This window comes from Hyunsoonleella pacifica (genome assembly GCF_004310335.1).
GTDB lineage: Bacteria > Bacteroidota > Bacteroidia > Flavobacteriales > Flavobacteriaceae > Jejuia > Jejuia pacifica.
In genome coordinates, this window is record NZ_SIRS01000002.1 from 326,130 (window position 1) to 348,219 (window position 22,090).

Consider the following 22,090-nt stretch of genomic DNA (forward strand, 5'->3'; position numbering starts at 1 on the left):
TATGTTTAAATTTTTAAGAAATATAATCTTCTTTTTTTTAGCAGCACTTGTTACAGGAGAGGTTGTGGTAAGGTTAACCCATGCTGTATCTGATATTCCGCAACGTACTATAGATAAAGACGGTATTCAAAAATACTATCCAAACCAAACAGGTTATTGGCTCAATGGTACCCACACTTGGGAAATTAATGATCTTGGTTGGCCGGGGCAACTTCCTCAAAATTATGATAATTTAATTACCATAATTGGTGATTCGTTTATAGAAAATTTTATGAACCCCAACGAATGTCATCAAGCTGTTTTGTTAAAACAAAGGTTAAGTAATTACAATTTTATGGAAGCAGCAAGATCAGGAATTTCATTTATAGAGGCTTTTGAAATTTCTAAACAATTAGATTCGCTTAATCCAATTGAAAATCTTATCTATGTCACAGATAGTGATTTTAGAGAAAGTATTGAAGATATTAAAAAGCTAGAAGATATTACCCAAGTAGACCTAAAGTCTCAAAAGGTTGTATACGGTAAAATGAAGGCTCCAAGTATGAAAAAAATGCTTTATAACTGGAAATTAGCCTATTATTTTTATAATCGATTTCCGATAAACTTTAGTAGCCTTTCGAAGTTTAAAAAAACAACAAAGGTAGATCATGGAAATAAAGATGTTAATATCAATCAACAGATAAAATCTCTCTTGTCTTATATTAAGAAGAATTATGATATTCATAATAAAATTTTAGTATTCCATCCTAATTCAGATAAAGAGATAATCAAATTATGTAAAGCTCAAGGTTTTTATATTATTCATTTAAACTCCAGTAATGATGAGAAAAGTTGGACCTTTGATTATGATCATCATTGGACATGTTATGGTCATGAACAAGTAGCAGAGCAAGTTAAGCAGGGACTAATAAATATAGAACTTTAATAGCAGTTAAGTATGGTATTTAATTCCTTAGAGTTTTTTATTTTTCTTCCGATTGTATTTATTACGTATTGGTTTTTTTTGAAAAAAATTATAAAGGGGCAAAACCTATTTCTTCTTGTAGTGAGTTACTTCTTTTATGGTTGGTGGGATTGGAGGTTTCTTTCTCTAATTTTCCTAAGTACTTTAGTAGATTATTTTGTAGGATTACAGATTCATGCTAATGAGAGTACGAGAAGGAGGAAACTTTGGCTTTGGTGTAGTGTTGTTTTTAATGTTGGCTTATTAGGGTTTTTCAAGTACTTTAATTTTTTTGTAGACTCATGGATTGATGTTTGCCACTTAATTGGTTATGATATTAAAAGTACATGGACATTGCGAGTACTACTTCCAGTAGGTATTTCATTTTACACGTTCCAAACTATGTCTTATTCGTTTGATATTTATTACAAACGATTAGAACCTACAAAAGACTTTCTAGGTTTTGCAGCATTTGTCAGCTTCTTTCCGCAATTGGTTGCTGGCCCCATTGAGAGAGCATCAAATTTATTGTCTCAAGTATTGAACCATAGATTATTTAGTTACGAGCAGTGTGTTTCTGGTCTAAAACTCATATTGTGGGGATTGTTTAAAAAAGTAGTAATAGCTGATGGTATAGCCCCAATAGTAGATGATGTTTTTTCTAATTATACTACTTACCCAGCTTCTACCTTAATTTTAGGAGTAACTTTGTTTAGTTTTCAAGTTTATGGAGATTTTAGTGGCTATTCTGATATAGCAATAGGTACTTCAAAACTCTTTGGTATAGAATTGAAGTCAAACTTTAAGTTTCCAAACTTCTCTAGGAATGTTGCTGAGTACTGGCAGCGTTGGCACGTATCTTTATCCACATGGTTTAGGCATTATATTTATATTCCGCTGGGTGGGTCTAGAGTAAGTAAGTTAAAATCAGTTAGAAATATTTGTATCATATTTTTAGTAAGTGGTTTTTGGCATGGTGCTAATTGGACATTTATTTTTTGGGGAGCATTTCATGCTTTGGTATTTATTCCAGTATTTTTAATGGGAAGAAATACTATTTATAAACATTCTGTAGTTGGTGAGAATACTTTGTTCCCCTCTTTAATTGAAATAGGTCAGGTATTGTTGACTTTTACAATTGTTACTTTTTCTAGGATATTTTTTAGATCAGAGTCCATTACAGATGCTTTTAGTTTTATAGAAAGAATAATATCTAATTTCACATACGCTCCTTACAACCATCCATTAGGCTATCGTATGATTGATTATTATATACTTATTGTATTGTTTGTTATTTACGAATATATTATAAGGAAGGATGAAAGGTCTCCCTTTAATTTTAAGTCTAGAGTAGTGAGGTTTATAATTTACTCAATTGTTATTATGTTAATGTTACTGTTTTATGATAGTAGTGTAGATAGATCATTTATATATTTTCAATTTTAAAGGATATGAAAAAATTAATTTTAAAATGTTTTGTTTACGCTGTATTAATAGTATTAGCTTTAGAAGTATATGTTCGTGTATTTCATTTAACCAAAGATTATCCTTCAAGATATGTTGATAAATATGGAGTAGAGAAGTGGGTGCCTAACCAATCAGGGTTTTCGGTTACTGGGAACAGACGACAAAATTTTTCCGAATATCATATTAATAATTCGGGATTTAATTCATATCGAGAATATAATCCGATAGAAAATAAAATTGAAATTGCACTCGTTGGTGATTCTTTCATAGAAGGCTTCCATCAGAATTATTATAATTCAATTGGCAAAAAGATAGAGAATCAAATACAAGGTATAGATGTATATGAATTTGGGTATGCTGGATATGATTTTGCAGATCAATTGCATTTGGTACATTCTTACAAAAAGAAGTTTGATTTAATTGATCACGTTATTTTTGGATTAAAATTTGAAAATGATTTAACAAGGTCTACGTACAATGTTGTACAGGACCGAATGCGATTAGAATCTTCTTTATATAGAAATCTTAGAAAAGTAAAAATATTGGCTTATACTCAAAGTATCGGTATCTTAGATCCTCTAAAACAAACCCCAAATAGATTTTTTTCTTTTATAACTGGGCAATCAAAGTCCAAGAAAAAACTAACCGAAGATCAAAAACTTGCAAAAGAAAAAAATAATAATGAAGAATATCTTAAAAACTTTAAAAGTTTAATTGATACTTATGGATACGATAAGGAAAAGTTTACTTTGTTAATAGACAAAAGCAAAACTCCAAATTTATTCTTAGAATATTTAGACAATAATAATTTTAACTGGGTAGACTTTTCTAGAGATTTAGAGGCTTCTAAGCGGCCAACTACATTAATATATGATAAGCATTGGAATAATAACGGAAGAACTATTATTGCTAACAAACTAACTGAATATTTAAAAGATAAAATTTAGTTTTATAGTCTATACAAGGGAAAAAAACTAGAATCTAAATCACCGGTTTTATTTTTTGTAACTAGTTCTTTATATGTTTTTTCATTAGTTATATGTTTCCATATTTTAAAAGGCTTAAAATCTTTAGAGAAAGAAGCTTTAAATCTAAATAGTTCATCTTCTTGATTTCCTAACCCACCACCTAAATTAAAGTATTTAAAACCTTCTTCAGTTCCTTTTAAGCGCATTTCGTCTATTAACAGCCTAATAGGTGATATGTTTAAATATTCATTTCGTGTACCAGATATGTGGTATTGAATAATATTGTTAGTTTTTACCATCATTGCTGCTGATATAATATCTTCTCTTTCTTTATCTATTGCTAAAAGTACACTAGTTTTGTAATCGTCACTTTTAATGAAATCAAAAAAGTATTGCTTTGAGAAGTAATATTTGTCTTCAGCATTAACTCTATCCATATTTTCATAATATAGATCTATGAATTTGAGAATATCTTCTTTACTATTACTTAATCTAAAATCAAATGTTTTTCTACATTTATTAATATAACGCTTAGTAGTTTTAGAAAAAGTAGTTCTTTGTTCGTCAACATTTTTAGTCAAATCAATATTTACCACATTACTTAATTCTTCTATTTTGCCAATACCTTTTAAAATTAACTCTTGATAATCAATGAAAGGATTTAATCTTGAGAAGACAGATACAATTTTTTCTTTTTCAAAAAACTCATTTAACTTTTTAACGAAAATACTATTATCAAAAGCACTATTTATATTAATTTGCAATGGACCAGCGTATCCATAAACAGAAGTAGCATCAAAATATTCAGTATTTGGGATTTTTCGTTTAATTAATGGAAGGTAAATCTTTTTATTATCTTCTGTGTATTCAATTAATAATGGGGTTTCGTCTTCTAGTTTAGATAATGTATGATAATCATAAGTGTGATAAAAGTCATAGTGTCCAACTGATTTTATGGCATCTTTCCACTCTTTTTTTGTAGATATTATTCGTAATTCTTCGGTTTTAATATTCAATTTTTTTGCAATTATTTTTTTTTGGCCATATAAAGGAAAATATTTTTCTGAATTTTTAACATCATCCATCGCATCCGTAAACTCAACTTTAATATTCTTAATTAGGTTGTTATATATAGGTTGATTAATGACTTTCCTTCCTGTATAAAATACTATATCTTTATCTAATGGAAAAAATGATTTCTTATATTGGTATAATCCATCATTGTTGCTTCTACCACCACCTAGAACATAATATTTTTTATTGTTTTCAATAGCCCATTTCATTACTTCAATTTTTAAAAAATCATTAGGCCTCATATTAAAATATTCGGAATGTGTACCTCCTAAATGTGAGTAGAGCGTATTGCCATCAATTAAAATCAATTCAGCAGAAATGGCTATATCTTCCTTAAATATTAGAACTAATATAGTATCATTTGGGTTGTTGTTAATTAAATCCTCAAAATAGGTTTTCGAATAATAATAATTTAAAGCAGCTTTGTTTCTATTTAATGATTTAATATAGATATCATGAAATTTTTCTAAGACATCTGTGTCAATATTTTTAGCGTAAATTTTTGATTTTAAATTGAATTTTAGAGACTTACGATAATTGTTTCTAACTTTTTGTTTAAAATTATTCCAGAGAGTTTCAAAATCAAATAAAGTTCCTTTAACATTATTTAATGTAGGGACTAAATGGCCAGAATAGTGCTTATGATTTCCAAATAAATTAAACCGAATAAATTCAGTTATAATATTGTTTTTAGAGTACCACGAGTCTAAATAATGCCAAAATAGTGAGATTTCTTCTGCTGAATTTGTAGGATTAAAAATTGGACCTCCATAGCCATAAGGTGAGGATGCATCAAAAAAATCAGTGTTGTTAGAATCGCATAAATCATAATCATTTATTTTTTTTAAATAAATGGGCATTAGGGCTATTGTCTCATGCTTTTTTTTAAGAGTGGCATACATAAAGTTATTTTGAATAACTGCGTTAATATACTCATACGAATAAAATATATTAACTCCATTTATTTCTCTTAAATGGGCTTTGTAGTTTGCTACATGAGTTTTGTTTTTAACTTCTATGCATTCAAATTTATAAACATCTTTTTTTAATTGCATTGTTCTAATCTCTATAGAATTAATATGCTTAAACTATTTTTTAGTTCCTGTAAATTCTGGCATGTTTGTCCCTTCATTGTTATTGATGCCTGAAGGAATTATGATATGTTTTATAGTTAACAAAATTATTTTTAAATCTAAATTTAAGGATTGATTTTTTACGTACCACACATCTAGCTCAAATTTTTTTTCCCATGTTAAAGCATTCCTCCCCATTACTTGTGCCCAACCTGTTATACCGGGAGTTACATTGTGCCTTTGTTTTTGAAAATCGTTGTACAAAGGTAAATAATGTACTAATAAAGGCCTAGGGCCAACTATACTCATATCTCCTTTTATCACATTAATCAATTGTGGTATTTCGTCTATAGAATATTTTCTAATGAAAGCTCCTATTTTGGTTACTCTATTTAAACTATGAACATTTTTCTCATCTCCAGGTTTTAAATCTTTCATGGTTTTAAACTTAATAATCTTAAAAACACTTTCACTTTTACCTGGACGTAGTTGAAAGAAAAACGGTTTACCGCTATTAGTAATTAATAAGCATATTGTAATGATTACAAATACAGGAGATAAAAGCAAGAAAATAGTAGCTGCTGAAAGAAAATCAAATAAACGTTTAATATTTTTATATTTCATATTTGTAAAAGTAAAATAGGCTTTTATACTTGCCTATATTTTACGTTTAAAAGTTATTATTTTTGATAAGAAACATTCATATTTACTTTTCTTTAGTATGTAATTTTTCAATTTCAGAAATAGTTTCTAAAACTATTTTTTTTCCGTTTTTAGCAAATTTGGGATAAAGTGTTTCAAAAGTATCGCTTTCTAACACTTTTATAGAGTGCTGACATAATATAATGCCTTCATCGATTTTATCATCAATAATATGGGTTGTTATTCCTGTAATTTTTACGCCGTAATCTAACGCATCTTGAATAGCTGTTTTAGTTGCTAAGAAGCTAGGAAACAAAGAAGGGTGAATATTTATTATACGATTAGGGAAAGTTTTTAACATTGGTTGTTTGATTATATATTTAAAATTTAGCATAAAGATATAGTCAATGCCTCTACTTCTTATCTCTTTAGTTAATCGCTCTTGATAGTCTAATAGGCTTGGGTAATCTTTTTTAAAGACTTGTAATGTTTCGATATTATGTTTTTCTGCATAGTCTTTAGCTCCACAGGGAGCCTCTTCATAGATGACTAAATCTATGCTAGAGTTTTTTAGTTTTCCTTTTACAAAAGCTTTAAGGGTGTCCTTGGCATTTCTTCCCCAACCGGTTACTAAAATGGCCCACTTAATGTTTTGATCTAATCGCATCTAAATCTTGAATAACGGAATTTGGATTTACTACCACATCTTTTGAGGTAATAACTTTTTGTATTGTTTGTATAAAAATTTTCACGTCTAACCCCATACTTAAGTTCTCAACATATTCAACATCCTTTTTCAGTCGATCATTCCAGTTTAATAAATTTCTACCTGAAATTTGGGCTAATCCAGTAATGCCTGGTCTTATATCGTGTCTTTTTTTTTCAGTTTCTGAATAATAAGGTAAATATCTTATTAATAGGGGTCTAGGGCCTATAAAACTCATATCACCTTTTATTATATTGATGAGTTGTGGTAGCTCATCTAAAGATGTTTTTCTAATTACTTTACCTATTGTAGTTAAGCGTTTTTCATCAGGTAATAGATTTCCGTTTTTATCCCTATCATCATTCATTGTTTTAAACTTCATGATGCTAAATGTTTTTTCGTTTTTTCCAGGGCGTTTTTGAACAAAAAAGGGATTTCCTTTGTTAAGAATTGCCAAAGATATAATCAAAGTTAGAAATATAGGTAATATAAGTAATAAACCCAATGTAGCTAAGAATAAATCTAAAAGACGTTTAAAAAAAAGTCTATACATTTTACGAGAAAGGCGTTTTTATTTTAAACTTTATGGCTATCTCTAACTATGGATTATATTTTGTTCTTTTTGAATAGCCTTTATTAAATCTCCAACAGTATCCATATTCATTAAATCCATTAATTTGAACTTAATATTGAATGATTTCTCTATATCATTAATAATCATCATGTGTGTTATGGACTCCCAACCATCTACATCATGAGATGTAGTAGATTCAGTTAGAGTAAAATTATTGTGCTCTAGAATAGTGCTAAAAGATTTGGATATTTTTTCTAAAATGTCTCTATTTTTCATGGTTTAATTGGTTTCTTAATTCGTGTCTATCTATTTTGCCATTAATGTTATGCGGGATAATATTTATAAATCTAATTTGGGTTGGAATCATATAATGAGGTAGTTTTTCCTTTAAATATTTAATGGTAGGTAATACATCAAACTTGTCTGATTCTAGTATTAAATATAGTTCTTTATTTCCAGTGCTATTTTCAATATCTAGTACTACAAAATTTTTATTTGGAATCGTTTTTTTAACATGATACTCTATTTCTCCAAGTTCAATTCTATATCCTTGTATTTTAACTTGAAAATCATTTCTGCCTACATACATGTAGTCGCCATCTTCATCTTTATAACAAAGATCTCCACTTTTGTAATATCTTTTAGGCTCTCCATCAACTTTTTTTATGAAAAATGATTTTTGGTTCTTTGATGAGTTATTCCAATATCCAGGTGTAACTTGCGCACCGGCAATTGCTAACTCACCTGTAATACCATCCGGTACGGCATTATTATTTTCATCTATAACTAAATAATCGGTATTTTTAAAAGTTTTACCAATTGAAATGATGTTGTTTTTATTTTTTCTTTTACTTGGTGGTGTATACAAATAGTAACCGCAATAAATTGTAGTTTCAGTAGGACCGTAGTAATTTATTATTTGTGCATTTGGTATACATTTATTCCACTCATTTGCTATGTCATCAAATAGCTTTCCTCCCGCAAAGCAAGATACTTTTACTTGTGGGGCATTTATTTCAGCAAAATAAGGTTTTAAATAATTTATTATTGATGGTACAGTAATTAATACTGTTAATTTATGTTTTTCTAATAAACTAAATACTTGCATGTATTTAATTTTGCCTTTAGGAATGGTATATACTGAGGCACCATACAACAATGGTAATAGATAGGATACAACAGACATATCAAAAGTTAATTCAAACATTTGTAAACACTTGTCTTTTTCATTTATAGAAAAATAGTTGTCGTGATGTAATTCTTTTGCAAATGCTTCTATGTTGTTAAAAGTTATGGGAACACCTTTTGGTTTTCCAGTACTTCCTGAAGTGAAAATCATATATGCTACACCATTTTTATCATTGGGTTTAGGTTTTAAGTCTTGAATCTTATTAGTTATTTTTGATGTATTTATTAGTTTTAGTTTTTCAACTGTAAAGGTTTGATTGTTAGAATTAAGTAATGTTTCACAACCAACAATTTCTAAAATTTCAATATTTCTATCATCTGGAAATAAAGGATTTAAAGCAACATATCCTTTATTTTCTAACCATAGAGCAATAATACTAGCATAGGTATAAATATCATCGTGAGCAAAAAGCCCAATAATTTTTTCATCAACACCTATTTTTTGTATAATTTCAGAGCGTATTTGATTTACTAAATGATTAAATTCTTTATAGGTATAATACTGCTCGTTAATACAAAATGCAGTATTAGAACTGTGTTCTTTAATAGAATTATAAAGCGTATTGATTAATTCCATCTGTAATTTGTATTACGCAAAATTACCATCCCTGTCATTGATAAAGGTATTATCAAAGTCTATATTAATATTATTATATGCTAAAGCATAAAGTTTGCGTTTATTTGTATATAGGTTAATAAATTTATTTTTAATGTAATTGCCCAATTTTTCATTTTCAGTTTGCAAATTTGTAGCCTTAGTTTGCAAAATATTTTCCATTAGGGCATCAGCACAACATGCCATATCATCATCATCAGAAATAAAATAACGTACCATAGCTTCTTTTCCTCTTATTAGGAATGAAGTGAAGCCAATAATTTTATCTTCTTTTTTTATGGAATAACTTATATTATATGCTCTTTCATGAATACTACTTACAAGACATTTATGTTGCTGTTTTGCACATAAAGGAGCATTAGTGTATTGACTATTATCTATTTGCCAGTTGATATATTCTTTAGATTTTGGGACTAAATCTTCTTTACAGAAAGGACTAATAAATTCCCATAAGGTTTCGTCTATATTTGAAATATATTCGTATTTAAGATTTTTAGTTGTTTTTATTGTTTTTTGCTTATTGAATATGGATACTACATACAAGGAAAAAGTATCTATTTTGCTAAGTAAATATTTAAAGTATTTTAATTTTTTTTTCCTATTCATAAGGATAACCGAATCTAAGTTGAAGATTATGTAGTATCTGGTTCTATGTGCAAATTCTTTAAATGGTTGTCTTTTATAATATTCCTCAGCTGATTTCCCTAAAAACTTTATTATAGCCTTATTATTTATAATATTCATAGCTATATTCATAGTATAAGTGGGTAAAATGGAATCTTTGTATTTTTCTGAGATCCACCAACGTCTACTCCAAAATATTTTCTCAGTACCAGTAGTCGTATTTATATAATCTGGAACTAAAAAAATGAAAGAAATAATAGTGTTATGCTCGATACCTATAATAGCACAAACATCACTTTTGGCTATTCTATCGTTTTTTAATATCCAGTAAGCTTTACTTTTTGAAAAAGGAATTTGAACTGCTGTATTGCCCCAATATGTGTTTTTGACAATAGCAGTTTGTAACTCTTCTTTAGTTAAAGAAGTAATTTTAATATCCTCTCCCATTAATTATTGTTATAGCAAGCGTATCATTACCGATACATATCAAAAATAAAATAATCTGGTTTTTGTAAAATATTTTTCCTACGAAAGGCTATTATATTCTTTGAGAAGGGCATTCCAAACCTCAGTACGTTTATAATTTGAAACAATAATTTTTCTAGATGCTTTTCCCATAACTATAGAAGCACTTTTATTGTTATAAACTTGAATCATAGCATTGTAGAGAGCTTCATCGTTTTTTACTGGAATTATGATACCGTTTTTACCATGATTTATGATTTCATTACAACCATTAATATTAGTGACAATACTAACTAGTTCCATAGCCGCAGCTTGCATTAGTACATTGGGAAAACCTTCTCGATAACTTGGAAAAGTTAGAGCATTAGATATAGAAAAATATGGTCTTACATCATTAACCCATCCAGTTGTTATAATATTATTGTTTGTATTTATAATATGTTCAGAATCGGGAGAGAGAGGGTCTAGTTCCCTTTCATAACCCCCAACCAACAATAATTTAGTATCTGAAAACTCTTTATTAAGTTTTGAAAAAGCTTTGATTAATTCATTTAATCCTTTGTCTGCAACTAGTCTACCTAAAAAAATAAATATAAAACTGGTATCTGGTATTTTTAGTTGTTTTCTCAATTTAATTTTGTAACTATCATTATATAACAATGGGTTAAAATGATTAGTGTCAATACCATTAGAACTTCCTTTACCTATAACTCTAAGTTTCTTTTTTGATGTAAACTTATGCTTTAAGATGATATCTACTAAGCCATAAGAATTAGGGTATATTTTTGTAGCACAGCGATATGTTATTTTTTCCACTGTATTAAGAATAAGTCGCTTAAAACCTGTCGCTTCAACTAATGGTAAACCTGCTATTGTATGTAACCTATGTGGTACGTTAGCTATTAATGCTGCTAACATACTAAGAGTACCAGCTTTAGGGGTATGGGAATGTACAATATAAGGCTTTTCTTTTTTAAAAATTTTATAGAGTTTCCAAACTGCTTTTAAGTCCTTCATTGGAGTTATTTTTCTTGTCATTTCTACAGGTATAACTCTAACCCCCTCATCTTTACCAACCTTTAACAGCCTAGATTCGTTTCCTGTAGATGATATGCCAACAACATCAAAATATTGTGACATAAAATTTAACTGACCTGTTAGTAGACCACCAAGAGATTCGGGAACAGTAGTAACTCTAATAATTTTTTTTTTCATTTTATAACTGCTTGTAGATGTTGTAGTACCACTTCTGGAAGCAATAAAATGTCCATACTTTAAACGTATTGTCTTCTTTTCCTGTTATATGATTTTTAACAAGCTTTATAGTATTATCAACATGGAAAATATTTTGATCTATGAGCTCTTTTTCTACAATATAGCTTTCTAATTCTTTTCTGAGTCCAGATTTTAACCAATCTCCAACAGGAGCCCCAAAACCACTCTTGCTTTTATCTAAAAAATCTTCTGGAAACTGATCTCTAAAAGCTTCTTTAAGAATATATTTTTTATTCCAACCTTTCATTAAGTACTCTTCAGGTAAAGTATTCGTATAATTCCAAATCTTTTTGTTTAAAAAAGGTGCTCTACATTCTAATGAATTTAACATACTAGTTCTATCTACTTTAACAAGCATATCTCCTTCAAGACTTGTAACCTTATCGATTAACCTAAAATCTGTTAAAGTTTGCGGATGCATAATTTTAGTATCTTCTTTGTAGGTGTTAAATAGGTCTTCGTGTAAATATTTAGGAAGTAAAAAACTACCCAAAGCATTTTTTTGAAAACCTAATGATAATATATCCCAATAATATTCTCCACCATTATAATCAATAGAGTTTAATAACCTTTTGATTTTAAATCGTTTTCCTCTGTTATCACTAGAAGTTTTCAAAAATGGACTAGTAACGCTTTTCATTATGTTGTGGATACTCTTAGGAACTATATTGGTATATTTAGTATTTAATTTTCCTATGTAGTACTTGTTATATCCACCAAATACTTCATCGCCTCCATCACCTGTTAAAGCAACTTTTACGTGGTCTTTAGTTCTATTTGAAACTAAATAGGTTGGGAGAGAAGAAGAATCGGAAAAGGGTTCGTCAAAATTCAATAAAATTTTATTTACATCTTCAACTAAATCTTTTTCATTGATTATAAATTCATGATGGTTACTGTTAATTAGTTTTGCAACCACTCTGGATTTTTCACTCTCATCATAAGACTTTTTTTCAAACCCTATGGAAAACGTATCAATAGGTTTTGATGTGTGCTGCGATAAGCATAATGATACAACAGAAGAGTCAACACCACCAGATAGAAAAGTACCAATTGGAACATCAGAGACCGATCTACTTGTTACACTTTCATACACTAAATCTTTTACATTCTCTTTAGCTTCGTCAAAAGGGATATCAATTTTAGAAACAGTATTATCTGTTTCTTTTTCAATTTGATGAATAGAAAAATTATTACGTTCTATATCGTATTCAATAAAATGATTTTGCTTAAGCTTATGTATATTTTCATAAATGGTGTAAGGAGCTGGAATATAAGTGAGTCTAAAATAAAGATTGAGACCTTTACTATTTATTGCAGGTTTTTTATCTATAACACTTGTAATGGATTTTAATTCTGAAGCCCAAACAAATTGATCATTACTTTTGTAATAGTATAAAGGTTTTTCTCCGAAGAAATCTCGTGCAATGTATATTTTGTCTTTATTTTTATCATATATACTAAAACCAAACATCCCATCTAGTTCTTTAAAAGATTCTACGCCAAACGTTTCATAAAGTTTTAATATAACCTCCGTATCACTTGTTGTATTAAAACTAACCCCTAACTTCTCTAACCTTGCCTTTAATTCTTTATAATTATATATCTCACCATTAAAAACAATTACAATACTTTTATCATCTGAGAAAATAGGTTGTTTACCTGAGCTTAAATCTATAATAGATAGTCTGCGCATTGCTAGGGCAATTGAATGGGAATGGTTTGATTCTGTAAACACTCCATCTTCATCTGGTCCTCGATGAAAAATTAGAGAATTCATCTTACTCATATTTGCATTGAGTTTCTCTTGGCTTTCGTGACCATATTTTACGTAACCATTTATTCCGCACATAGTTTTTAGTACTAAAAATTAATAAGTTCTTTAAATTGACTATAAATATTATTTAGCTCAAATTGTTTAGCCTTAGTGTGAGCTAATCTACCGTATTCCTTTCTTATTTCAGGGTTTTCCTTGTAATAATTTAAGGCTTTGGCGAGACCTTTTTCATCATCATTATTAACTAGTAAGCCATAATCTCCTTTGTAAAAACTACCTTCATTTATAGTAATAGGTTCTGAGTTTTTATTTAAAAGCTCTAAAGGTCCAGACAAACAATTTGTAGATATGCATGGTAACCCAACAGCCATAGCTTCTAAAAGAGCGTTAGGGAAACCTTCTGTAAATGACGACAATACAAAGCAATCATACTTTATTAGATGCTGATTAATATCTTTAATGTTACCCTTCAAAAAAGCAACATCAGTCATTTTCTTTTTGTTAATTAAATCATTAAGATAATTCTTTAAATTACCATCTCCATAGATGGAGAGTTCATACTTGTCTTTTAATTGAGAAACGGCATTTATTATCATCTTCTGATTTTTCCTTTTATTTAAAGTACCAACTGTAGTAATTTTTAGCACTTCTTCTTTTAAAGTGAGTTTATTATTTAATGCGTTGGCTTTAGGTATAATTATAGGATTATAGATAACTTTTAAGGGTATTTTTACTTTAAAGTTTTCTTCCAAATCTTTATTAATATATATAGAATTAGAAAATAGCAAATCATTTTTATTGTACAAGATAGGGTAGCAGATTTTTGATATGTAATACGATAGCTTTGATGTAGTATTATCTGACGGATAACCTCGTTCACTTATAACTGTTTTTAATTTGATAAATCTTAAGGCAGCAATGCTATTTAAAAAGTTTGGAAATGCTAAAAACGATATTGATACTTTTATTTTTCTTCGTTTTAGTTCTTTTAAAAATTTTATTTGAAATATAATAGGAGAAAACATTTTTTGAATAAAATTTGATTTAGCTGAAGAACTTTTACTATTAAATATGACTAAATCGACTTCTTTTGGTATGTCAAAGTGGATGTCATTATAAAGTAAAAAGAGTGTTACGTTATAATCAATAACTAATTTCTTTAATAATAGACTAATTACTTTTTCAGCACCTCCACTAGCCATGCTAATGTTTATAATACTTAAATTGGGTTTTGATTCCACCTTACTATAAATTATTTAATAGAAATTCCTGATTCATTATTATTAAGCCATTGTTTTAAAACTATTAGCTTCCAAATAATATGGTATCGATTCCAAGAACCATTCATATGTTGATTGATCATTTTAGTAATTTCAGCAGATTTTATGTTTGGTATTGATTTTAAATTTTCTTCACTCAATTCTGATAAGATAAAATCTTTTAATTCATACTTAAACCATTCTTTAAAGGGCATGGTAAACCCAGCTTTTGGTCTGTCAAAAATTTCTTTTGGGACATGTTTATACAAAATATCTTTAAGAATTCTTTTTTGATTATCTTTTTTGTATTTAAAGTCAGTAGGCAAAGACCTTGCAAAATCTACAATATTATAATCCATTAAAGGAGCTCTAGCTTCCAATGAATAAGCCATAGAAGCTCTGTCTACTTTAGTGTTTATATCCCAATTTAAATAGGTTTTAATATCGAAATCAGAAACTCTTTCGTAAATGTTTTTAGAATTATGGAATAAATATTTTAATTCTTCAAAGTTTGAATCTGTCGGAATCGAATTATCTACCCAGCTTGGTGCAGAGCCATATATTGTACTTAAATATGCATTATTAACATCATCATTTTTTATGACACTAGATATAATTTTAAGTTTATAATGAGGAAGTATATTTAATGAGGAAGCAACTAGTAATCTTAAAGGTTTTGGTAACTTATATATCATATTCATATAAGTTACCCAATTGTATCTGTGATATCCAATAAAGCTTTCGTCACCACCATCCCCTGATAAAGCTACAGTTACATGCTTTTTTGTGTGTTTTGCTAAAAGCATAGATGGTATTGCAGAAGAATCAGCAAATGGTTCATCATAATAATGACTAAAATCTTTAATTAAATCTAAACCTTCATTATAATTACAATTAATAACATGATGATCGGTTTTTAAGTGGTCTGCAACTTGTTGAGCATAACTGCTTTCATCAAATCCTTTTTCATTAAACTTAACAGAGAATGTTTTTATTTTATCAGTTGTAGTCTTAGTAGCTAATGCAGCTATTAACGAAGAATCAATACCTCCAGATAAAAATACTCCAACAGGAACATCTGCAACTAGTCTATTCTTAACGGCTTTGGTTGTTAATATTTCTAATTTGTTTAGTGCTTCATCATACGATCCTGAAAATTTGTTTTTTCCAAAACTGTCAATATCCCAGTATACTTGAGATTTAAAGTCTCCATTATTTAAATTGTAAGTAAAATAATGACCAGCTTCAAGTTTTTTTACTTCATTAAAAATAGACATTGAATCTGGAACTACCCCCCAAGAGAGATAATTTCTAATTGCCTTACTTGAAATGGATAATCTTTTATTAAATAATTGAATCGATGAAATTTGACTAGCGAATTCAAAATTATTTTTGTCATGAAAATAATAAAAAGGTTTTTGACCTAATCTATCCCGAGCACCAAAAAATTTTTGATTGCCGATATCATAAATTACAAAAGCAAACATTCCGTTTAATTTGTCAACACAATTAAATCCATATTCAAGATATGCTGCACATATAACTTCAGTATCACTTGTGGTTGTAAATTTGTATCCTTTCTGCTTTAATTCTTCTTTTATTTCAATGAAGTTGTATATTTCTCCATTGAAAACAATTTCTAATTTATCAATATAATTAAAAGGTTGATTTGATCTCGCATCTAAATCCACAATGGATAACCTATTGTGTCCAAAATAAACTTGTGAATCATTGAAAGAATAAGACTTGAAGTCAGTTTTATCAGGACCTCTAAATTGTGTTCTTTCCAATTTAGCCTTTATCTGATAACCCTCATATTGTATTGTTGTTCCGTATATACCACACATATTTTATTTCTAAGTAGTTAGGTGAAATTTTGAGAAGAATTATTATATCTCCTTAAACATTTTTTCATATTCATTCAATATTTTTTCTTTATTAAATTTTTTTTGAACAAAACTTCTTATTTTATCTGGCTCAAAATTTACATTAGTATTTAGCTTATTGATAAATTCATTTTCAGTATTCACTAAAAAACCATTAATACCATTACTAATTATCTCTTTGGTGCCCCCAGGGACATCAAAAGCTATAACTGGAGTTCCTACAACACAACTTTCTAAAACAGAATTTGGAAAGCCCTCAACATAGGAGCCTTGTAAAAAAAAATCATGTTTCGCAATATAACTACTTACATCCTTGGTAAAAGGAATATGCTTAATTTTATTGAACAAATTTAACCTTTTAGCTTCTTTAAAAATAGTTTCTTTTTCATCCCCATTACCAATAAGGGTGTAAGTAAAGTCAAAGTCAAGCTTAGCTAAGATTCTTAAAATACGTAAAATGCCTTTTTCTTTTGAAAGGCGACCTACAGTTATTAAATGTTTAGTTTTACTTTTATGCTTGCCATTATTTATTGGTGATGAATCATTACTTATGGGATTATTGATTATAATTGTTTTTTTTAGAGGGATATTATAGGTGTCCATTATATGTTTAGACATGTCTTTTGATTGGCAAACAATCATGTCTAATTTGCCATAGAGTTTTTTGTATAAAATTTTATTAATATTAATTCTTTTCTTCTTTTCTTCTTCATATTCACTACTTATTGTAGCCTCTCGTCCTATAAATTTTGTTTTTTTAAAAAATAAAGAAAAAAAAGCCATAACTATATTTAAGTGAGAAATAGAACTGAATACAATGTCAGGTTTATTTTTAATTATAAAAATAAAAAATTGGGGTATTGCATAGAGAACTCTGTCTTTGTTAAGATAAGTGACTTCGATGTTTTTAATATCATAAGCAGCGTCTTTACTATGCCCAGCAATTAATAGTTTTGCTTGGAATTTTTCTTTATCTATATTTTGCGATATAAAAGACATTATTTTCTCTGCACCTCCTGCAAATAATGTAGGTAAAACAAAAATTATGTTAATTTTTTTAATCATTATATACTGGTAATAACAGCAGTTAGATGTGCTTGATTATTTTTTTGATATTAACTTCTTTAATCTCTTTTGCTGGATTTCCTGCTATGAGAATGCTTTTTTTCTCGAATGATCTATTAACCACTGCATTAGCGCTAATAGCAATGTTATCTGCTATTTTAATATTTCCATAAATTTTTGCTCCTGGACCAATATATACATTATCTCCAATATGAGGAGCTTCAGGTTTACCTCCAGATGCACCAATATTTGTACAAGCATGAATTCTACAGTTTTTACCAATTTTTGAAGCGCTATTAATGACAATGGTACCATAATGTACAATTGATAACCCAGGACCAAATACATTAATGGGAATAGAAAACCCAAGTTTTAAAGATATTTTTCTAAATCTATACTTTAAGAAAATGTAATACAGCTTATTTAAACCATTATTTTTACAGTTATGATGGTATTCTAATTTCCGTAAGCTTTTTTGAAATTGCCAGATGTAATTAGGGAAGCATAAATTTATAATTTTAAAATAAAAACTCTCAACATTTATACCAAGTGCAAGAGCGTCAGATTTCAAATATTCTTTATATGTATTTTTGGAAACAATCATTTTATTTAATTTTAATGAACTAAGTTTATTTTATTTGGTCATTATATTGGGTAGTTAACATATGTAAAAAGAATAATTTAGATGCAAATAAGTTAAAATGATAATGAGGCATTAGTATGATTCCTTTACAAAATGATTGAATTTAAAAATATCATCATTCTTGGAAAACACTCCTTTTATTTTTACATTTATTAAGTAAACTAATAATATTTTTTTGTGTTTAATATAATATATTATAATTATTCTTGATTTATATGTGAGTTTAAAGCATAAAACAAAAACTTTTTTCATTTTAGATAAATGTTATTTCAACAGTACATATTATCTCCAAATTTAAAATATTTAGAATTTGCATAGCTTAATATTAACTAATTAAGTATGATTACCATTTTATTGATGAATGACTAAATCTGTTTTTGGGGTAAAGGAACCATGTCACCTAATATTCTATCCCATTTTTCAGGAATTATAGGCCTATTACCTCCATCATGGTGAAAGGTTAATTCTCCAAAATATAATTTACCATCTACGTCATACCAATCGACTCTTACATAACAAAAATCTGTAGATAATTTTTCGGATAAGGCTAACATTTCGTCTAGCGTTTTAGGTTTTTCTACATCTTCATCCGAAGGATCTGTAGCTTTCCCATTTTCTTTTAAAGAAGACCATTTATAAGGTTCTCTTTCCCATTTTGTATTGTACCAATTCCTATGATGATTATCAGAATCTCTGTCAATATCGACCTGAATCATATTTGCTTTTCCATTAAAACAATGAACTTTATAATCAAAAGGGATCTTTCCATTTTTGCTTATCAAAAGCTTTTCTACAATAATACATGGTTCTATATTTTTATATTGCCACTCCTTAGATCTTGGATAATAATTCTTTTTTAAACGTTTTTTTAGACTTTCTTGAGCTTCGTTCCAATCTGTTTTAGATTTGTCAAAAACAAAAATCCCGCCACCACTATCATGATTTGCTTTAATAATAAAAGGAGGACTAGGTAGGTTCTCCGGTATGATTTCTTCAACATTTTTGGTTTGATAAAATAAAGGGACTAAATATTCTTCTCCTACTTTTTCTTTAATATATGATCTTACAGCATATTTATCAGCACATATGGTATGCAAATCTGTTCTATCAAAAAGTTTTAGCCAAACTATTTTTTCATTAAGAGTTTTCGGATTATCTAAATCTAATTCTCTTTTAAATGATTTTTTAAACCTTCTTTTTAAGTAAATTTTTTCGGGCATAACATTGTATAAAAAAAATAAATGTATTCTTTGCAAGAAAGTATTTAGATATAAGTATTTTATAATGTTTTTCATTTATGTTAATAATTTGGAGTTATAAATGTTTATTTGAACTAATTTGATCTTTATATTGCTTTACTCTAACGATTGTTTATTCTTCTTATCATGTTCTAATAATTTTAGATATAAAAAGATTGAGGTAAATACAGTAGAGAATTTGCCGAAAAATGTATGCCCTACAAGAAAAGATGTTATCAAAGCAATTGTTATAAAAATATAATAAAAGTTATGTTGATAGTGTTGAATACTTTTTATAGAGAGAAATAACACAATCCACATTAAAAAAGCAAAAGCAATGATACCAGCTTCTCCAATTACCAATAAATATAAATTATGTACTCCTACTTCTATCCCTAGTCCTCTCCCTTTTCCTTGCAAGGTACGATAACCATTACCTGTAAAAGGCTTTTTCATAATAGCATCAGTGTACTGAGCCCAGGTGTCTGCTCTATTATCATGATTCATAGTATCAGTTTTAACTTCCTCATCATTAAAAATACTTTGCAGTGCTTCAAATCTAGACGCATTTAATTTTATAGCACCCGAGAATAAAATAAATGAAAGCACAATAGCTCCCAAAATAGGGGCTACTAAGTTTTTTTTATTCATAAAAACTGCAACTATATTAATAAATAACCATATTAATATAAAATACCTAGATAGAGTTAATAAACCAGACAGTGTAAATGCAAGTTGACCAACTAACCTAAACTTAATATTTTTAACTCCGTAACTAATACCAAAACCAACAAGGCTTATAATTGCTGCATAATTGGGATTTAAATAAAAACCACTATAACGTCCATAACCTTTGCCAAAGCGCGCATCGATATCAGGAAAAATTGTAGCATGTGCAACTATGCTCAAGGCACCAAAAATTGAAGCTATATATATTTCTTCTATTTTTGAATCTTTTGCAACTTCAGTAGAGCAGACAACCACTATCATGAATTTAATAAAGTACACAAGATAATTTTCAACAAATCCATAAGGAGGTATAAAATTAATCCCAGAAATGGTGTAATAAGAAATGCCTAAAAAAATAAACGGTAATAGGGGCTTTCTATAATTATCAACAAAAAACAACATATAAACCAATAAAAGAAATATAGTTAAATAACTAGTTATTCCTCCCATTGCTGGGCTTATATAAATATTAGCAAAGGCAGGGAAATCCCAGAAAATCAAAAATAATATCAGTATTCTTAGTAATTGTTTCAATTTAATTGATGTTGTTTTTTAAGTTTTAGAGTATATCTATATAGTATAATGGCTCTAACAATAAAAACCGTTGTGGTGCAAAGTGCAATACCAAAAACGCCAAAGTACTTCATGAAAATAAAATCTAAAACCAAATTTAAAATAACAGCAATAAATGCTACTTTAGCCATAAAGTTATTCTCGTTTATACTTGTCAAAAAGTTAACTATTACCATTCCACAAACGGTAAATGGAGCATAAACTAAAAAAATAATTTGTAGATAAGAAACAATATCAGTGTTTTTACTTGTGAATTCTCCACGCTCAAATAAAAACTCGATTAACCATGGCGATATAACAATAATACATACCGCAGCTATTGAAGTTGCTATAAATAAGCGTTTTAGAGCGAAAAATAATTTATCAAACGCTAATTTTTTGTCCTCTATTACTAACTTTGAAAAGTGAGGAAGTAAAACCTTTCCCATTGAAATTATTAATATAGATGTTAAAAAAGCAGGAATTTTTAATCCATAATTTAAAGCGGCAATTGATCCAATTGCTAGTTTTGCTGCAAAGTATTGATCTGTAACAGGTATAAGACCTGTTAAAAACCCAGATAACACTTTAGCTGGAACTTGTTTCAGCATTATTTTTATGTCAGGACTATTAAAATTTGGTTTTGATAATTTAATAATTTTCTTGATAAAAGAAATTAATAATATTAAAATAAATTCTAATAGCGTACCTAATAATAAACTTACGGACAAAACCTTTTGACCTAATTGCTCTTTAAAGAAAATGATGCATATTAAAAAGGATATTGGAGTAATTACTCCAACAAATGTAGGTACTCTAAACTCTCCGCTAATATGCAGTAATCCATGCAATAGAGAGTTTAAACCCCAAATAAAAATACAAGGAACAATATAGTAAAACTGTATCTTTATTAAATCATAATATGTTTTTGAATGACCACTAAAAAATGATTCAAGAAAGGTATCAGTTATGAGTATCGCTATTATAGTGAAAAGAGTTGAAACACCTATCGTTATTAAAAACCCAGTGGCTTGAAATGCTCTTAAATCATTATCTAATTTTGATGCTTTAACATAATTAGGAATAAAAACACTTCCAAATGCTCCTGTAAATAAATTACTTACAAAACCTGGAATAAGCATAGCAATAAAGAAAGTATCTAATAATTCAGATAAACCAAAAGCTGAGGCAACAACGGTCTCTTTATAAAAAGATATTAATTTAACTAATACCGTAAGGCCACCAACTAAAAGAATATTTTTTAAAACTGTACTTTTAGAATAGGTTAATACAAGTTTTTTTAAATCAAAAAAATTCATGTTTGGG

Annotated in this window: 19 protein-coding genes; 3 read left to right on the plus strand and 16 right to left on the minus strand. The window is 28.3% G+C overall.

Annotation, left to right across the window (positions count from 1 at the left end):
* Position 1 precedes the first annotated feature (1 nt).
* The 3 genes from EYD46_RS04855 (at position 2) to EYD46_RS04865 (ending at position 3,357) form a co-directional block, all read left to right on the plus strand.
* Positions 2 to 925, plus strand: a complete 924-nt coding sequence (locus EYD46_RS04855; protein ID WP_130935938.1) for a hypothetical protein — start codon at positions 2 to 4, stop codon at positions 923 to 925.
* Between the two features lie 78 nt (positions 926 to 1,003).
* Positions 1,004 to 2,389, plus strand: a complete 1,386-nt coding sequence (locus EYD46_RS04860) for an MBOAT family O-acyltransferase (protein ID WP_308807861.1) — start codon at positions 1,004 to 1,006, stop codon at positions 2,387 to 2,389.
* Positions 2,390 to 2,394: 5 nt separating this feature from the next.
* Entirely contained in the window at positions 2,395 to 3,357 is a 963-nt protein-coding gene (locus tag EYD46_RS04865) for a DUF4441 domain-containing protein (RefSeq protein ID WP_130935940.1), read from the plus strand.
* 2 nt (positions 3,358 to 3,359) lie between these two features.
* Here the strand turns inward: EYD46_RS04865 and EYD46_RS04870 are convergent, their stop codons facing one another.
* From EYD46_RS04870 to murJ, 16 genes are all read right to left on the minus strand, one after another.
* Positions 3,360 to 5,507: a GNAT family N-acetyltransferase gene (locus tag EYD46_RS04870; protein WP_130935941.1), complete on the minus strand. Its 2,148-nt coding sequence runs from the start codon at positions 5,505 to 5,507 to the stop codon at positions 3,360 to 3,362.
* 33 nt (positions 5,508 to 5,540) lie between these two features.
* On the minus strand, positions 5,541 to 6,149 hold the full coding sequence (locus EYD46_RS04875) for a sugar transferase (protein ID WP_130935942.1): 609 nt from the start codon (positions 6,147 to 6,149) through the stop codon (positions 5,541 to 5,543).
* 82 nt (positions 6,150 to 6,231) lie between these two features.
* Entirely contained in the window at positions 6,232 to 6,834 is a 603-nt protein-coding gene (locus EYD46_RS04880; RefSeq protein WP_130935943.1) for a formyltransferase family protein, read from the minus strand.
* The gene (locus EYD46_RS04885) at positions 6,812 to 7,426 is read right to left on the minus strand and encodes a sugar transferase (RefSeq protein ID WP_130935944.1); all 615 of its coding nucleotides are present in this window, start codon (positions 7,424 to 7,426) and stop codon (positions 6,812 to 6,814) included. Before EYD46_RS04885 ends, EYD46_RS04880 begins: the two co-directional genes overlap by 23 nt.
* Positions 7,427 to 7,468: 42 nt before the next feature.
* A complete protein-coding gene (locus tag EYD46_RS04890; RefSeq protein WP_130935945.1) occupies positions 7,469 to 7,723 on the minus strand; it encodes an acyl carrier protein in 255 nt (84 codons plus the stop codon).
* The gene (locus EYD46_RS04895) at positions 7,713 to 9,212 is read right to left on the minus strand and encodes an AMP-binding protein (RefSeq protein ID WP_130935946.1); all 1,500 of its coding nucleotides are present in this window, start codon (positions 9,210 to 9,212) and stop codon (positions 7,713 to 7,715) included. The genes EYD46_RS04890 and EYD46_RS04895 overlap by 11 nt, the downstream gene beginning before the upstream one ends.
* A gap of 12 nt (positions 9,213 to 9,224) precedes the next feature.
* Positions 9,225 to 10,322, minus strand: a complete 1,098-nt coding sequence (locus EYD46_RS04900) for a hypothetical protein (RefSeq protein ID WP_130935947.1) — start codon at positions 10,320 to 10,322, stop codon at positions 9,225 to 9,227.
* A gap of 78 nt (positions 10,323 to 10,400) precedes the next feature.
* Positions 10,401 to 11,555, minus strand: coding sequence for a glycosyltransferase family 4 protein (locus EYD46_RS04905; RefSeq protein ID WP_130935948.1), 1,155 nt, complete (start codon positions 11,553 to 11,555; stop codon positions 10,401 to 10,403).
* Between the two features lies 1 nt (position 11,556).
* Positions 11,557 to 13,467, minus strand: a complete 1,911-nt coding sequence (asnB, locus tag EYD46_RS04910) for an asparagine synthase (glutamine-hydrolyzing) (protein ID WP_130935949.1) — start codon at positions 13,465 to 13,467, stop codon at positions 11,557 to 11,559.
* Between the two features lie 11 nt (positions 13,468 to 13,478).
* A complete protein-coding gene (locus tag EYD46_RS04915; protein WP_130935950.1) occupies positions 13,479 to 14,633 on the minus strand; it encodes a glycosyltransferase in 1,155 nt (384 codons plus the stop codon).
* 11 nt (positions 14,634 to 14,644) lie between these two features.
* Positions 14,645 to 16,498 carry an asparagine synthase (glutamine-hydrolyzing) gene (gene asnB, locus EYD46_RS04920; protein WP_130935951.1) on the minus strand — a complete coding sequence of 618 codons (1,854 nt, stop codon included), beginning with the start codon at positions 16,496 to 16,498 and terminating at the stop codon, positions 14,645 to 14,647.
* Positions 16,499 to 16,540: 42 nt separating this feature from the next.
* Positions 16,541 to 17,602 carry a glycosyltransferase gene (locus EYD46_RS04925; RefSeq protein ID WP_130935952.1) on the minus strand — a complete coding sequence of 354 codons (1,062 nt, stop codon included), beginning with the start codon at positions 17,600 to 17,602 and terminating at the stop codon, positions 16,541 to 16,543.
* Positions 17,603 to 17,624: 22 nt separating this feature from the next.
* Positions 17,625 to 18,206, minus strand: coding sequence for a serine O-acetyltransferase (locus EYD46_RS04930; RefSeq protein WP_130935953.1), 582 nt, complete (start codon positions 18,204 to 18,206; stop codon positions 17,625 to 17,627).
* Positions 18,207 to 18,610: 404 nt separating this feature from the next.
* Complete coding sequence (locus EYD46_RS04935; protein WP_130935954.1) at positions 18,611 to 19,540, minus strand: ATP-grasp fold amidoligase family protein; 930 nt, start codon at positions 19,538 to 19,540, stop codon at positions 18,611 to 18,613.
* Between the two features lie 60 nt (positions 19,541 to 19,600).
* Positions 19,601 to 20,746 carry an O-antigen ligase family protein gene (locus EYD46_RS04940; RefSeq protein WP_130935955.1) on the minus strand — a complete coding sequence of 382 codons (1,146 nt, stop codon included), beginning with the start codon at positions 20,744 to 20,746 and terminating at the stop codon, positions 19,601 to 19,603.
* Positions 20,743 to 22,083: a murein biosynthesis integral membrane protein MurJ gene (gene murJ / locus EYD46_RS04945; RefSeq protein ID WP_130935956.1), complete on the minus strand. Its 1,341-nt coding sequence runs from the start codon at positions 22,081 to 22,083 to the stop codon at positions 20,743 to 20,745. The genes EYD46_RS04940 and murJ overlap by 4 nt, the downstream gene beginning before the upstream one ends.
* Positions 22,084 to 22,090 lie beyond the last annotated feature (7 nt).

Excerpts from the sequence above, each read along its gene's own strand:
- EYD46_RS04865 (WP_130935940.1), top strand. The coding sequence starts at position 2,395 with ATGAAAAAATTAATTTTAAAATGTTTTGTTTACGCTGTATTAATAGTA.
- EYD46_RS04870 (WP_130935941.1), bottom strand. The coding sequence starts at position 5,507 with ATGCAATTAAAAAAAGATGTTTATAAATTTGAATGCATAGAAGTTAAA.
- EYD46_RS04880 (WP_130935943.1), bottom strand. The coding sequence starts at position 6,834 with ATGCGATTAGATCAAAACATTAAGTGGGCCATTTTAGTAACCGGTTGG.
- EYD46_RS04895 (WP_130935946.1), bottom strand. The coding sequence starts at position 9,212 with ATGGAATTAATCAATACGCTTTATAATTCTATTAAAGAACACAGTTCT.
- EYD46_RS04885 (WP_130935944.1), bottom strand. The coding sequence starts at position 7,426 with ATGTATAGACTTTTTTTTAAACGTCTTTTAGATTTATTCTTAGCTACA.
- EYD46_RS04875 (WP_130935942.1), bottom strand. The coding sequence starts at position 6,149 with ATGAAATATAAAAATATTAAACGTTTATTTGATTTTCTTTCAGCAGCT.
- EYD46_RS04935 (WP_130935954.1), bottom strand. The coding sequence starts at position 19,540 with ATGAAAAACATTATAAAATACTTATATCTAAATACTTTCTTGCAAAGA.
- EYD46_RS04925 (WP_130935952.1), bottom strand. The coding sequence starts at position 17,602 with ATGATTAAAAAAATTAACATAATTTTTGTTTTACCTACATTATTTGCA.
- asnB (WP_130935949.1), bottom strand. The coding sequence starts at position 13,467 with ATGTGCGGAATAAATGGTTACGTAAAATATGGTCACGAAAGCCAAGAG.
- EYD46_RS04905 (WP_130935948.1), bottom strand. The coding sequence starts at position 11,555 with ATGAAAAAAAAAATTATTAGAGTTACTACTGTTCCCGAATCTCTTGGT.
- EYD46_RS04930 (WP_130935953.1), bottom strand. The coding sequence starts at position 18,206 with ATGATTGTTTCCAAAAATACATATAAAGAATATTTGAAATCTGACGCT.
- EYD46_RS04855 (WP_130935938.1), top strand. The coding sequence starts at position 2 with ATGTTTAAATTTTTAAGAAATATAATCTTCTTTTTTTTAGCAGCACTT.
- asnB (WP_130935951.1), bottom strand. The coding sequence starts at position 16,498 with ATGTGTGGTATATACGGAACAACAATACAATATGAGGGTTATCAGATA.
- EYD46_RS04900 (WP_130935947.1), bottom strand. The coding sequence starts at position 10,322 with ATGGGAGAGGATATTAAAATTACTTCTTTAACTAAAGAAGAGTTACAA.
- murJ (WP_130935956.1), bottom strand. The coding sequence starts at position 22,083 with ATGAATTTTTTTGATTTAAAAAAACTTGTATTAACCTATTCTAAAAGT.
- EYD46_RS04890 (WP_130935945.1), bottom strand. The coding sequence starts at position 7,723 with ATGAAAAATAGAGACATTTTAGAAAAAATATCCAAATCTTTTAGCACT.